Raw genomic sequence first — 13485 nt, 5'->3', positions numbered from 1 at the left:
ATACTACCGGCGCTGCTGGCCCTCCAGCCACAGATCCAGCACCATCAGAATCCAGACCAGCTCCCCGTAGTAGGCGGCGTGCTTGTTTCGATGCAGGGAGATCAGTTCATCGATAAAGGCCGGTCGAATGTAACCCCTGGTTTTCATGCGCGACAACGAATCGTAGGCCATTTCCCGCAAGGGCGCGTAGTCACGAAGCCAGATGCCGAATGGCAACCCAAAGCCATGCTTTTTCTTGGCGAGGATGGCCTCCGGCAAAAATCCACGAACCCCTTGTTTGTAAAACCAACGCAGTTGCGAGCCCCGCAACTTGTCCCGCGAGGGTATGCGTGTGGAGAGCAAAACCAGATCATCGGCGACCATGGGATACGCCACCTCAACCCCGGCAAGATGGCAGGCGGTATTCACCTTCACAAGATCGTTGTCATGCAACGTGAAGTGCCAGTCCAGATACAGCATGCGATTGAGCTTGCTGGCGTTCCTGGGCTCGGCAAACAGTGATCGCTTGATCTGGCGAGGCTCGCCGGGATCTACCCGCCCCAAAAAATCCTCCTCGAACACATCCATGGGGTCGTGTCTTTCCAGAAAGGCGTAGGTATCCATGCGGTCGGGCAAGGGTACGCGAGCCTGCGCGATGTAGCTGTGAACCTTGCGAGCCAGCGGGACGCGGGCCAAGGGAACACTGCCCTTCACGGCCAGAGCCTGAAGCCATGCCGGTAAACGATTGAAGTGCTCAAAGACACCCTGCTTGGCATAGCGTTCGTTGCCGGCAAACAGCTCATCGCCGCCATCGCCCGCCAGGAGAAGTTCCACGCCATCCTCGTGGGCCTTTTGGGCGCAGAGAAAGGCTGGCAGCACGGACGAGTTGCCAAAGGGCTCGTCGCAGGCCATGGCCACTTGCGGCAGCCAGCGGGTGACATCTTCCGGCGTAACGTAATATTCGTGCCCATGGGCACCGAAATGGTCTCGAGCCACACGGGCGAAGGCCATCTCATCATATCCGGGCACATCAAACCCGATTGAATAGGCGTGCGCTTCCTTGCTCGCACGGGCCAGCATCCCCGTCACTGTGGAGCTGTCCAGTCCGCCACTCAAAAATGCCGCCGACTTGTCGGCACCCGCTTGAGCGACGTCCGCGCGCACGCTGGATTCGATGATGGACAGCATCTCCCGGCCAGCCATCTGCACATCCACGGGTGATTCCTGGAAATCGGGCAACCAGTAAGGCGCAATCCGTGTCTCGCCCTTGCGCCACTCAAGCACATGCCCTGCCGGCAGTTTTTGAATGCCCTCGTAAATGCTGCGAGGGCTGGGCACAAAATGGCAATACAGGTAGTCATAGAGCGCCTGATCGTCCAGAGCGGGAGGCGCAGAGGAAAGCGCTGCCAGGGGCGACAATGCAGAGCAAAAGCTCAATCCGTCTCCATCGGCGCGACAGTAGAGTTGTTGAATCCCCACCTTGTCCACGGCCAGCAGCGCATGATGGTTTTGTGGGTCCAGTATGGCCAGAGCAAAAGGCCCCGCCAGCCTCTCCAGCACCTTGATGCCAAGACGTCGGTAATCCTTGGCCAGTGCTTGCAGGACGGCATCGACGCTGGTAGCGTCCCCGTAGCGCACACGCCCCACGATGCCAATAATCAAACCCTCATCAATGAGCGTGTTCCCGCCAGTAGCCGCGCACAAGGCGTTGTCCGCACGACTCACCGACGGTGCGCCCTTCAGCCTTTTGGTGAGAACATCCTGCTTCTCGCCGGACACGGCGCCACCTCGCAAGAGGATCCCGCCAAGGCCGGTTGAAAGGGGTTTGTCGCGTAGGTCAACGTTGTCAGACATGGTGATGTGCGCACATGGATGCCCAAATGGGGCATGGTAATCTGAACCACCGGGATGGACCAGCATGAGAATAGCAATCTTTGGCATGGGCTACGTGGGTGCCGTATCGGCCGCCTGTCTGGCCCGGGATGGCCACAGCGTGATCGGCGTCGACATCGATCCACATAAACTGGATCTGCTGCGGCGCGGTCATTCGCCCATTGTGGAAGAGGGCATACAGGAACTCACGCGGGAAGTGGTGGATGCCGGCCGCCTCACGGTTACCGATGACGTGGCGCAAGCCATCTCTCAAACGGACATCTCGTTCATCTGCGTTGGCACGCCTTCCCGAAAGAATGGTAGCCAGGACCTCGTCGCCGTCGACAAGGTGGCCGAGCAGATTGGTCAGGCGCTGGCAGGTGTGGATCATTATCACACCGTGGTGCTGCGCTCCACGGTGAAGCCCGGCACCACCCTTGAGCGCATGAAGCCGCTACTGGAGAGCCATTCCGGTAAAACACTGGGGCAGGAATTCGGGCTCGCCTTCCAGCCCGAATTCCTCCGTGAGGGGTCGTCCATCAAGGACTATGACAACCCTCCGTTTACCGTGGTCGGGGGTGACTCGGCGCGCACACTGGATCAGGTTCGCCCGATTTTCGAACACTTGCCCTGCGATTTTGTGGGCACGGAAATCGGCACCGCCGAAATGGTCAAGTACGCCTGCAACGCCTTCCACGCCCTGAAGATCGTGTTTGCCAACGAGATCGGTCGCCTCTCTCAATCGCTGGGTTTGGACTCGCGGGACGTGATGCACCTGGTCACACTGGACCGACAACTCAACATCTCCCCCGCCTATCTGCGCCCGGGGTTTGCCTTCGGCGGTTCCTGTCTGCCCAAGGACCTGCGCGCCCTGCTGCATATGAGCAAGGAGTTGGATACGGATGTGCCCACCTTGGGCAGCCTGATCCCAAGCAATCATCTGCAGGTGGACCACGCCGCCAATTTTGTTCTGGAGACTGGCAAGCGCCGCATTGGGCTTGTTGGGCTGAGCTTCAAGAGCGGCACCGACGACATGCGCGAAAGCCCACTGGTGGAACTGGCCGAACGACTGATAGGTAAGGGCCTGGAGTTGAAGATTCACGACCCCAACGTGCAGTTGTCGCGCGTGATCGGTGCCAACCGCCGCTACATCGAAGAGACCCTGCCGCATCTTGCATCTCAACTCATGGAGGACTGTCGCGCCATGATTGAGGCATCTGAGGTGATTGTGGTGGGCTTGAGTGATGCGGCACTGGTGGAGCAGGTGATCTCCCATGCCAGAGAGGATCAGCTCGTGATTGACCTGGTGGGACTGAAAGATCGGACGGCCCTCAAGGCGCGGTATCAGGGGCTTTGCTGGTGAGTGATCGCCCCCGCCTGTTATTCGTATCGCCACGTTTCCTGCTGCCACCGGACGAAGGAGGCAAGATCAGAACCACCCAGATCCTGCGGGGCATGAAGGGCGGTCGGTTCGAGATCATCCTGGCCTCGCCGGAATCTCCTGGGCAATCCGAGGCCCATCAAGAGGCGCTTGGCGCCATCTGTGATCGGTTTGTAAGCTGGCCGGCCGTGCCTCGTTCGGGCCTTCAAAAAGCCATGCGACTCCGCCATCTGGTGGCCGATGTGCCGGTGTCCGTGGCGGCAGGGCGCAACCAGCCCGCCATGGACCTCGTGCGGCAACAGTTGGCGCAGGGTATCGATATCGCCGTCTTCGACTTTGTGCATGCCGCCACGTTGATGCCAGAGCAGAGTGATTGCCCCACGCTCATGTTCACGCACAATGTGGAAGCGGAGATCTTCCGGCGCCATGCAATGGTGTCGCCCAACCCTCTCAAACGCCGCGTCTGGTCGTCCCAGTACCGCAAGATGGCAGCATTCGAAGCGCAGCAGTTGCCGCGTTTCGACGCCGTGGTGGCCGTCTCTGAGCGGGATGCCGACAGCTTCTCGAAGCTTGAGGGCGTGCAACGGGTGGAAACCATCCCCACGGGAGTGGATCTCGAATTCTTTTCCTATCATGAGCCGGGAGATGAAGACCATATCGTGTTCACCGGGGCCATGGATTGGCAGGCCAACATCGACGGCATCGGCTTTTTCATGGATGAGGTCTGGCCTTTGCTCACCCGGCAACGCCCCAACGCACGTGTGACCATCGTCGGTCGAAATCCGGCGCCCGCACTGGTGGAAGCGGCGCAAAAACGCCGGTTGCCCTGGACCTTCACCGGTTTTGTGGACGACATCAGGCCACATGTACAGGGCGCGGCGGTCTACGTGATCCCCCTGCGCGTGGGGGGAGGCACACGCATCAAGGCTTACGAGGCAATGGCCATGGGCCTGCCCGTGGTCTCCACCACTCTGGGTGTGGAAGGCCTGCCCCTCACCCCTGATGAGCACTACAGGCTGGCCGATTCGCCCGAGGAGATGGCGCGGGCCATCGATCAGGTTCTGTCCGACGCAGCACTCAAACAGCGTCTATCCCGCTCGGCCCGGCAGCACGTGGAAGATCATTGCTCATCACTGGCCGTGGCACGGTGCTTCGAGGCCATCTGCTGGGATACACTGAACCGCGAATAACAAACCTGCGCTCACACGAATCAAGCGCACGACCCATCAGGGATACAAGCGGCCATGCAGGAATGGTTGATCGGCAAAGGGGTGTTTCCACTTCACGAACGCTTGCGTGGTCGGAGTACTGCCGCCTGTTATCACTCCCTGCGAAACACTGAACGCCTCCCCCTCGAAGACCTCCAGGCCTTGCAGAAACGCAAACTGCAATCCCTCCTGAAGCACTGCTGGGCGCACGTACCCTTCTACCGCCGGCGCTTTGAGGCACTGGGGATCAAGCATACGGAAGAGCTGAGCATTGAGGTATTGGACCAACTGCCAGTGGTGGAACGCGATGACGTACGCGAACACCTGTCCCACATGGTGGCCGATACCCACACGAACCGGCTGATCCGGCACTCCACCGGTGGCTCCACGGGGCAGCCGTTGGTGTTCTTCACCGACAGGCAAAAGGAGTCCTGGCACAATGCGGCCAAGCTGCGTGGGCGAGCATGGTTCGGCATCCAGCCGGGCAGCCGTCAGGTGGATGTGTGGGGCTCTCCGGTCGAACTGAACAAACAGGATGCTATCCGTCGCTTCAAGGATCGCTGGTTTCTCAACCAGATCGTGATATCAGCGCTGGATCTCAGTGATACCGCGCAGGCCCGAAATGCGGCAATACTCAAACGCTTTCGCCCCCGCCTGGTGTATGGTTACCCGACAGTGCTATTCCACATGGCACTCTACATGGAGCGCCACCCCGATGCGTTCGGCGGGTGGCGTCCTGAACTCACCACCTGCACCTCGGAAGTCCTGTACCCCCACCAGCGTGAGAAGATGAGGGAGGTGTTCCAGTGCCCCATCGGCAACGAGTACGGTTCCCGTGATGGCGGTCACCTGGCCCACGAATGCCCCGCTGGCAACATGCATATTGCTGCCGAGCACGTCATGCTCCAGGTAGACAAGCCCGACCCCCAAGGCGCAGGAGACCTGATCGTCACCAACCTGGATGGCTATGGCATGCCCCTGCTTCGGTATCGCCTGGGGGATCGCGTTCAATTGAGCCATGCCCCTTGTGCCTGCGGGCTCACTCTCCCGGTGCTGGCGCAGGTGGAAGGGCGCATGACAGATTTCCTTGTGGGACCCGATGGCAATCTCATTCACAGCGCTGCTCTGGTGGGTATTCTGCGCGACCTGCCAGATCTCAAGCAGTTTCGCATCGTCCAGAAAAAGGACCTCTCCATCGAAGTACGATTGGTGCGCGACGCGCCGGTACCAGAGGCCGAGCTAGCAAGCATGCGCCAGCGAATGCACGCCATGATGCACTCGGATCTGCCCATTTCCTTTTCCTTCCACGACCACATCCCTCCGGCCAAATCGGGCAAGTATGTCACCCTGGAGTCGGAGGCCTACGCGGCCCGAACATGAGTCAGTCGTCTCCATCCTTGCGAATCGGGCTTGTTGGGCCTTTGCCGCCCCCACCGGGGGGGATTGCCAATCAAACCCGACAACTGGCGCGGCTCCTGGAAGAGGACGGCCAGTCAGTGCATCTGGTACCGACCAACGCCCCTTACCGGCCGGACTGGGTAGGCCGCATCCGGGGGCTGCGCGCTCTGTTCCGGCTTGTGCCTTACCTGGTGCAATTGTGGCGGATGTCCGGTCGCGTGGATGTGGTGCATGTGATGGCCAACTCCGGCTGGGCCTGGCATCTTTTCGCGGCACCAGCCATCTGGGTGGCCAGTTTTCGGCGGGTGCCCGTCGTGGTCAACTACCGTGGTGGTGGAGCGCTCAAATTTTTTCAAAGGGCATGGCGTTGGGTGGAGCCATCCATGAGGCGCAGCACTCGAGTCATTGTGCCTTCGGGTTTTTTGCAGGACATCTTCCAACACTTTGGTAAGCGGGTATCCATTGTCCCCAACGTTGTGGATCTGTCTCGATTCAATCCTCAAGTTACCTCTGCGGCAGGTGCACGAGCCGGGGAGGGTGCGGTGGAGGCCCGCCCGCACCTGATAGTGACGCGCAACCTCGAAGACATTTACGACAACGCCACGGCAATTCGGGCCCTGGTGTTCATACGAGCGCGCTATCCAATGGCTCATCTGACGATTGCTGGCGATGGCCCGGAAAGGCCTGCCCTGGAGGCCCTGGTGCAAGAACTCGGACTCATTCCATGGGTGAGATTCACCGGGCGCCTGGATGGCGCAGAACTTCCCGGGCTCTACGAGCAGGCCGACATCATGCTCAACCCCAGCCTCACGGACAACACCCCCAATTCCGTGCTTGAGGCCCTGGCCAGTGGCGTTCCCGTGGTGAGCACCGATGTGGGAGGCGTACCCTATCTGGTAGAGCACGGTCGCACGGCGTGGCTGGTGCCGCCCGGTTCGCCCGAGGCCATGGCTAAGGGCGTGTTGCAGGTGCTGGATGATGGCGGACTGCGGGATGAACTGACTCGAGCCGGTCTTGAAGAGGTCAAGCGATTTCAGTGGGAGCACGTCAGGCCCCTCTTGTATACCACCTATGAGGAGTTGATGATGCCATGAGCCACCCTCCGGCACAGACCATTATGGCGAGGGGCTGGACCCCGCCGCGCGCTGGCGGGTGGGCCGATCAGGGCCTGGTCAACCTCTCCCGGATGTTGTTGCCCCTGTTCAGCCCGGGAAACCAGCGCGGGCGTCTGTCCATCCTGATTTTTCATCAGGTGCTGTCCGAGCCGGACCCCTTTCGTCCGGAAGCTCTGGATGCCGTCACCTTTGACTGGCAGATTGCCCTTCTGGCCCAGCACTTCAACCTGCTGCCACTGCCTGAGGCCATCGACCGGTTGCGCGACGGCACGTTGCCCTCTCGCGCCGCTTGCGTCACGTTCGACGATGGCTATGCAGACAATGCCACCGTTGCCCTGCCCATCCTCGACAAGTACAGGGTGCCGGCGACCTTTTTCATCTCCACCGGGTATCTGGATGGAGGGCGCATGTGGCATGACACGGTGATCGAGGCCGTGCGCCTGATGGAAACGGATCTGCTGGACCTGAGCGATAGCCTGGGGCAACGCTTCCTCACAGGATCGATCCATGAAAAACGCCGCTCCACCCGCCGCTTGATTGCACTGCTGAAGAATCTTGACCCCATGGACCGTGACGCCCTCATTCAGCAAATCATCAGGCCGGTGTCGAGCCGATTGCCGACTGACCTCATGATGACCTCGGACCAAGTGCGCATGATGCAAAAATCCGGCATGGTCCTGGGTTGCCATACAGTGACACACCCTATCTTCACCACGGTGAGCACCGATACGGTACGCCAAGAGATCCAGCAAGGACGCGCCGACCTTCAGTCGCTGCTGGATGATTCAGTCACGCTGTTTGCCTATCCCAATGGCCGCCCGTTCGATGATTACCTGGCCGAGCATGTGGCGCTGGTGCGAGAGCTTGGCTTTGATGCAGCCTTTAGCACCGCCAGCGGTGTGGCCACCCTGGCTTCAGACAACTGGCAATTACCTCGCTTTTCGCCCTGGGACCGCATCCCGGCACGGTTCATGGCGCGGCTTTTACAGAATGCGGCCGATACCCGCTCAATACGTGTGCCTGCCAATCCGTGAAACACGGCGCAAGATGGGCTTGACCAAGGGGCATAACTTGTCCAGTACATATCGCTCCGCACCCGGCGGGCCACCCGACACCCACCAGAGCAACGCTACGGCGAATATATAGCTCAGTACACCGATGGCAACCCTGCATACCAACAGCCACCAATCAGGCCCGGATAGGAGACCACCAAGTCCCAGAACGCACACGCTCATCATAAGAGCAGCAAGGATGGGGCGGTAAACCGCCTTGATGATATCGAGTACGGCGAGTCCTTCCAGTGTGCGGGTAAGAATCCACGCAAAAACGCCCACGCTCAATAAAGCCGTGAGCAAGCGAATGGCGGCGATCTGCTCGGCATCTGCCTGCGTAAAAACTACCGTGGCCAATAGTGCAAACAGGGCTACTTGAAACCAGGCATAAAAGGCCATCAATGCCACGCGGCCCAGAGTGATGCAGACAAAAACCCCGCTGGACATCAAGGCTGTCACCACTGTGACCAAGGCAATGATCTCCACAAAGGGAACGATAAAGCCCCACTGCTCGCCTAGAAGGAGCATGACTGCCCCCTCTGCCACCAGCGCAAGCCCGACACCGGCAGGGATCACGATCAGCGCCTGCACGCCCTGTGCCAGCAAAAACAGCCGTTTAAGCTCGGACAAATCATGTTTAACCTGAACAAAGGCCGGGAACAGCACGCGATTGATGGGGGCCAGCAACTCCGTGGTGGGCATGCTGGAAACCTCATTGGCCATGGAATAACCCCCCGTTACCCCGGTGGTATCGCGGCGTCCCACCAGCATCAGATGAAGGGACTGATCCAGATACACCCCCACGTTACGAGCCAGAACCCATTGCGATACCCCAAAGATCTCCCCAAACCGCGCCAGGCTGGCGCGAGGGCGCATGGGGTGCATGGCGTAACTCAGGGCAAGTCCAACCAACCGCGCCACCAGCGTACCCGCGACCAGGGCCCAGAAGGATTGCAACAGCAGCGCCAGGCTAATCGTGGCGATAAATCCCGCCATGCGCTTGGCGAACAGGAATTGGAATTCCTTGCCAAAGCGCATCTCCTTCTGAAAGTTCACCACCCCGATATTTTCAAGGCCACTCAAAAGAAACGAGATAGCCAATACCTGGATGACCAGCGTAACCTGAGGTTCATTGAAGAAGCCCGCTGCCCACGGAGCGGCGAGCCAGACCAAGCCGGCAGCAAGCGTCGCCTGCAGCAGTCGCAGCGTCCAGGCGGTATCATAATGGGATTGCGTGGCAGAGCGGTTCTGAATGAGGGGGATATGAACGCCTAGATCAAGCAGGGCATCCACCAGACCAATGACCAACGAGGCCATCACGATGATGCCGAAATCCTCGGGCGCCAGCAGGCGCGCAAGGATGATGACGCTGACAAGGCCGATCAGGCGGTCGGCCCAGCGCATGGAGATCGTCAGCGCGGCACCCTTGGTGACGCTCGTGGGGGCATTGGCCAAAAAAGAACGCTCTGACTATCTGTTCAGTTCCAGTGGCCCGCACGCTGGAGCTTGTTTCTCAGGCCCGGTAATGGATGGCCGAGGGAATAGGCTTTCTCAGCTTGTTCTCTGGCCCCCGAGTAGTCTCTTAGATCAAAAAGTAGAAGCCCGAAATTGTAGTGAAATTCGGGAGAGTCCTCACCTAATTCTCTGGCTTCTTCAAATTGGGCGAGCGCGCGCTGAGGTTGTCTTGATAAATGAAGATGCATGCCGTACAACATTCTCACTGTGCCATCATCGGGCGTGAAGCGCATCGCCCGATCAAAGTAGCAATCGGCGCTTCGCCTCCACCCGCTCAACCTTTCAGCACCAGGAAGCGCGCCTCTATTCATTCGCTCCAGACGCGAGATTGCCCATAGGGCACGATGATGGTTTGGCCATTCCCGAAGTGTATAATCAATGTCATCTAGGAGGAAGCTTGTTCTCCCTCGCTGAAGACTTTCGATTTCCGGCGTGAAATGGTTCGTTGACTGGGGTATCCCTCTGCTGAAGTCCGCTTTTCGGTAATCAAAAGGACCATCTGGATTTCTTAGGCTTCCGCATTCTATTTCTCCCCCGGAAAATTCTGCATTTACCTGGGGCACAGAAATAAGCGTCAACAGTATCACGAAGGTGGGTATCGATTTGTGCACGGTTAGATTCCAAAAAAATAATTCAGTACCATGACGTGTATACCGTAACGTCCGCCTTAGGTCAATGTTCTTATTCCGCAGCAGGGTTAGAAATGAATATAGTAGCCGTGATTAACACATTTAATCGAGTGAGCGAGTTGCGGGCGGCGCTCGACTCCATCGAGAGCCAGCTTCGGAAGCCGGATTCAGTGATTGTGGTCGACGACGGTAGCACGGATGGCACCCAGGTATTCATGGAGGGCTTCACTAAGCGTTGTTCATTGCCCTTGCGGTACATCAGAAAGGAAAATTCCGGACTATATCCATCCCGCAATGTTGGGCTCATCGCCGCGGAAGGTGACTATATAGCGTTCCTTGATGATGATGACAGTTGGCGCAAGGATCATCTACATAGGTGCGAACAACTGGCATCAAAGAACTCTCAAGCTACCGTGGTGGGCGGCTTTATCTCTTCTGATGACGGTGACACGCTTGTCATTCCCGGAGAAAAGTATCTGAACGATTTCGATCGGATCCGGGAAGCGAATGTGTCTCTCTTGTGTCGAAAAGCAAAGGTTCCGGATAAACCATTCTTCGCCCCTCACCTGTCAGCTTGTATGCTAAAGCTGAGCTCAGCAAAGTCCGTAATGTTCGATGAGTCATTTCGGTTGCGAGGCGATATCCTGATGGTCTGGAAACTGGGCGCCCTGGGCGACGTCGTCCTAGAGGAAAAAGTGCATGCCGACACAAAAATTCTGCCCGAAAGTCTCTCTTCAGGTATTGATCAAGACGCATGTCCGAAAAAGTTCTCGAAACAACGTGCTGTGGCGAGTCACTGTCAGTTTAGGGTTATTGAACAGACAATCGCTGGTCGCCCATCAAGTCTGGTTCCCGATCTTGCCAGTGAAGCGACCTCCGAGCTTTGTTCGGCGTCCACTCATTACGCCAAGTCGGGAGAGTTTGTCAATGGATTAACGCTCGCCTTCAAGGTGCTCGCATTTGGTCCGTTATCTCGGTCGCTCCCCCTTTGCGCTAAACTCATGACGGCGGCTGTGTTTTACGCGGTGCGAGCACGTTTTCAGAACTGTTGATGCAGCGAAAGACAGGGCTCTGCATTCTTTGGCGTTATTTGTAATGGCAGGGACGACAAAGGATTTAAAAAGACTTCTTTGCGTCTTACTCTTAATTGCTTTTGCTTAGCGCAGTTTTCTGAGGTACTGTCGTATTTTCCTGGCTTCTTGCACTCTTCCCGTTTTGCAAGCGATGAGCTTGTGAAGTCGTTTGTAATTGCGAAGAGTTACGGCTGCGCGATAAGCCTTTTCTGCCTCTCCATGCTTGTCTGAGTGCCAAAGTTCATCACCAAGGAAGTTATACAGTCCAGATAGGATTGCGTCGCTGGAGCCCTCTTTCTCAAGGTGTCTTAAAATCGAGTCGTGATTCTTGCGCATGGTATAGAGAAGGGAGGGTGCCCATTTGTCCATATTGACGGACGATAGGCTGCCAACCTGGCGGGAAAGATAAGTGACAAGGCTCTCGTTTATGATGCCGAAAGGCGCTTGAAATGCAAGCCTGAGCCACATATCGCGATCTTCAACGATGGTGAGAGTTTCATCAAAACATCCGGTTCTTTCTAGAGTCTCCCTGCGGACCATTACGCCAGAGGTTGGAACGAGCGATGCAGTAACGAGGCAGGTAACTATTTTTTCAAGAAGGTCGCCGGTTCCCGTTATTTCTGAATAGAGCGGGTGAGTCTTGAAGAACGACTCATGTAATATTTCCCTATCTTCGCTAATATGGGTTTCGTCGCATATTACAGTGCCTAGCTGAGGCTTGGCGTCGAATAATGCGAGCTGTTTCTTGAGTTTGGCAGGCTGCCAGGTGTCATCCGCGTCAAGAAAGCATATGAATCGACCCTGGGCGAGTTGAATGCCAAGGTTTCTTGCTGCGGAAACCCCCCGGTTTGGCGTCGTGTACACTTTAACCTTGGGGTAATAGGATCGGGCGACTATGTCAGTGCCGTCAGTCGAGCCGTCGTTGATGACAATGACTTCGTGGCTGATAGCGGCGTCTTGGTTTAGCGCGCTCTCGATAGTAGGCTGTAGATGAGTTTCGGCATTGTAGGCTGGTATGATGGTGCTTACTATAGGCATGAGTTCAAGCTCCAAACAAAGACTACTCCAATGTGGTTTTTCGGTTAGGTACGATGGCAATGGATAATGTATTTTTTTTCATGAAAGACAGGGCCCTCTTGGACGACCTGAGCGCGATTGATGTTGAGAGAGACTGGGGTTATTTTAGCACTGGTGTGAAATGTTGGAGCAGTCAGACCTTCTTGAGATTGAGGGCTCAAGGTTACGACGTTAAAGCGGGTAACCACCCACCGCAGGCAGGTGTGGTCTGCTGTCATGCAGATGACCTACATGCATTGATAAACCACCCAAGCTGTAGTGACCATCTGTTGATTGCATGTGCTCGAGCAGACAGGGAGCCACAGCTTTACGCGGATTATGAAATTGTTCAAAATCAATGGAGTAGCAACGACGTGCGTTGTCGGTTTATCCCGCATTGGCCCCAGCCAGGCCTGCGAAGACGTTCTCCAGAGAGGAGGGCCTTGAGGTGCGTGGGCTATAAGGGCGAAGAAGGTAATTTACATCCCTGGTTTCTTGCCGATGAGTGGGGGGGGTTCCTCAAGGAAAACGGCCTCTCCTGGGATTTGGATACTACTGCATGGTCTGGCAGCGAAGCTAGTCATCATTCACGCTGGAATGACTACTCGTCGATTGATGTCTTCCTATCGATACGCAAGGATTTCCAGGGGGGATACTATCATAAGCCCGCAAGTAAACTGGTGAATTCTTGGCAGGCCGGAGTGCCAGCCATTTTGGGCTCAGAAGTCGCTTACCTGGAGCTGAGGAAATCTCCATTGGACTATATTCATGCTCAGAGCCCGGAGCACGTGAAAGAAGCATTGCTTTCTCTCATGCGCAATCCCCAGCTCTATAGCAATATGGTGGAAAATGGGCTGAAAAGAGCCGAGGAATTCACCGCTGAAAAAGTGACCAATCGTTGGGTTCAGGTGTTTTCAGAGCTTGCAATAATCCAAAGGTCCCGATTGTGGCAAGTGTACGCCCGTATGCCAAGGGGGGTGCGGATGAGGATCAGGCGAAGGTTCGCGCGTGGCATCGTAAAGAATAATCGCGAACGATTAGTCACCGATGTAACGCGATGATTGGTCTCGTTTGTCAGTGGTATGGTGGGTCAATCTCCATTGGCTATTTGTGATTCGGTGCTTAATGGTCGAGGCACTGAGAGGTTTTGCGTCTTGATCTGGGGTCGAGGTGTGGTTGTGATAAATCACTTCTTTGCGATGCGGAT

The 13485-nt window shown here is 56.9% G+C and carries 11 protein-coding genes; 7 read left to right on the top strand and 4 right to left on the bottom strand.

The genetic code is table 11. The features are described from left to right. Positions 1–3 precede the first annotated feature (3 nt). A complete protein-coding gene (locus LPW30_RS07420) occupies positions 4–1758 on the bottom strand; it encodes an asparagine synthetase B family protein (protein WP_239680477.1) in 1755 nt (584 codons plus the stop codon). A gap of 139 nt (positions 1759–1897) precedes the next feature. On the opposite strand from LPW30_RS07420, the gene LPW30_RS07415 reads away from it, so the two are divergent. From LPW30_RS07415 to LPW30_RS07395, 5 genes are read left to right on the top strand one after another with little or no spacing between them, the layout of a single operon-like run. Then, positions 1898–3214: a nucleotide sugar dehydrogenase gene (locus tag LPW30_RS07415; protein ID WP_239680476.1), complete on the top strand. Its 1317-nt coding sequence runs from the start codon at positions 1898–1900 to the stop codon at positions 3212–3214. Next, positions 3211–4422: a glycosyltransferase gene (locus LPW30_RS07410; RefSeq protein ID WP_239680475.1), complete on the top strand. Its 1212-nt coding sequence runs from the start codon at positions 3211–3213 to the stop codon at positions 4420–4422. Before LPW30_RS07415 ends, LPW30_RS07410 begins: the two co-directional genes overlap by 4 nt. 54 nt (positions 4423–4476) lie before the next feature. Then, positions 4477–5820: a phenylacetate--CoA ligase family protein gene (locus LPW30_RS07405; protein ID WP_239680474.1), complete on the top strand. Its 1344-nt coding sequence runs from the start codon at positions 4477–4479 to the stop codon at positions 5818–5820. After that, entirely contained in the window at positions 5817–6932 is a 1116-nt protein-coding gene (locus LPW30_RS07400) for a glycosyltransferase family 4 protein (RefSeq protein WP_274521648.1), read from the top strand. Before LPW30_RS07405 ends, LPW30_RS07400 begins: the two co-directional genes overlap by 4 nt. A gap of 23 nt (positions 6933–6955) precedes the next feature. Then, on the top strand, positions 6956–7987 hold the full coding sequence (locus LPW30_RS07395) for a polysaccharide deacetylase family protein (protein ID WP_239680558.1): 1032 nt from the start codon (positions 6956–6958) through the stop codon (positions 7985–7987). Here the strand turns inward: LPW30_RS07395 and LPW30_RS07390 are convergent. Beyond that, positions 7961–9460 (bottom strand): lipopolysaccharide biosynthesis protein, encoded by a 1500-nt coding sequence (locus LPW30_RS07390; RefSeq protein ID WP_239680472.1) that lies wholly within the window; start codon positions 9458–9460, stop codon positions 7961–7963. The genes LPW30_RS07395 and LPW30_RS07390 overlap by 27 nt on opposite strands. A gap of 23 nt (positions 9461–9483) precedes the next feature. After that, positions 9484–10131 carry a tetratricopeptide repeat protein gene (locus LPW30_RS07385; RefSeq protein WP_239680471.1) on the bottom strand — a complete coding sequence of 216 codons (648 nt, stop codon included), beginning with the start codon at positions 10129–10131 and terminating at the stop codon, positions 9484–9486. A 92-nt stretch (positions 10132–10223) separates the two neighbouring features. Between LPW30_RS07385 and LPW30_RS07380 the strand changes: the two genes are divergently transcribed. Continuing rightward, entirely contained in the window at positions 10224–11201 is a 978-nt protein-coding gene (locus LPW30_RS07380; RefSeq protein ID WP_239680470.1) for a glycosyltransferase family A protein, read from the top strand. Positions 11202–11306: 105 nt separating this feature from the next. Here LPW30_RS07380 and LPW30_RS07375 read toward each other — a convergent pair whose 3' ends face one another. Further along, complete coding sequence (locus LPW30_RS07375) at positions 11307–12275, bottom strand: glycosyltransferase family 2 protein (protein WP_239680469.1); 969 nt, start codon at positions 12273–12275, stop codon at positions 11307–11309. A gap of 38 nt (positions 12276–12313) precedes the next feature. Between LPW30_RS07375 and LPW30_RS07370 the strand changes: the two genes are divergently transcribed. Next, positions 12314–13339: a glycosyltransferase gene (locus tag LPW30_RS07370; protein ID WP_239680468.1), complete on the top strand. Its 1026-nt coding sequence runs from the start codon at positions 12314–12316 to the stop codon at positions 13337–13339. Positions 13340–13485: the final 146 nt, after the last annotated feature.

The sequence above is a fragment of the Ectothiorhodospira variabilis genome, from assembly GCF_022227625.1.
In the GTDB taxonomy this organism is placed as follows: Bacteria; Pseudomonadota; Gammaproteobacteria; order Ectothiorhodospirales; family Ectothiorhodospiraceae; genus Ectothiorhodospira; species Ectothiorhodospira haloalkaliphila.
Note: the sequence above shows the minus strand (reverse complement) of the source record. Positions and strands in the feature narration are given on the sequence as shown.

Bases quoted from the DNA above. Each gene is read 5' to 3' on its own strand.
- LPW30_RS07400 (WP_274521648.1), top strand. From the start codon at position 5,817: ATGAGTCAGTCGTCTCCATCCTTGCGAATCGGGCTTGTTGGGCCTTTG.
- LPW30_RS07415 (WP_239680476.1), top strand. From the start codon at position 1,898: ATGAGAATAGCAATCTTTGGCATGGGCTACGTGGGTGCCGTATCGGCC.
- LPW30_RS07395 (WP_239680558.1), top strand. From the start codon at position 6,956: ATGGCGAGGGGCTGGACCCCGCCGCGCGCTGGCGGGTGGGCCGATCAG.
- LPW30_RS07380 (WP_239680470.1), top strand. From the start codon at position 10,224: ATGAATATAGTAGCCGTGATTAACACATTTAATCGAGTGAGCGAGTTG.
- LPW30_RS07405 (WP_239680474.1), top strand. From the start codon at position 4,477: ATGCAGGAATGGTTGATCGGCAAAGGGGTGTTTCCACTTCACGAACGC.
- LPW30_RS07370 (WP_239680468.1), top strand. From the start codon at position 12,314: ATGGCAATGGATAATGTATTTTTTTTCATGAAAGACAGGGCCCTCTTG.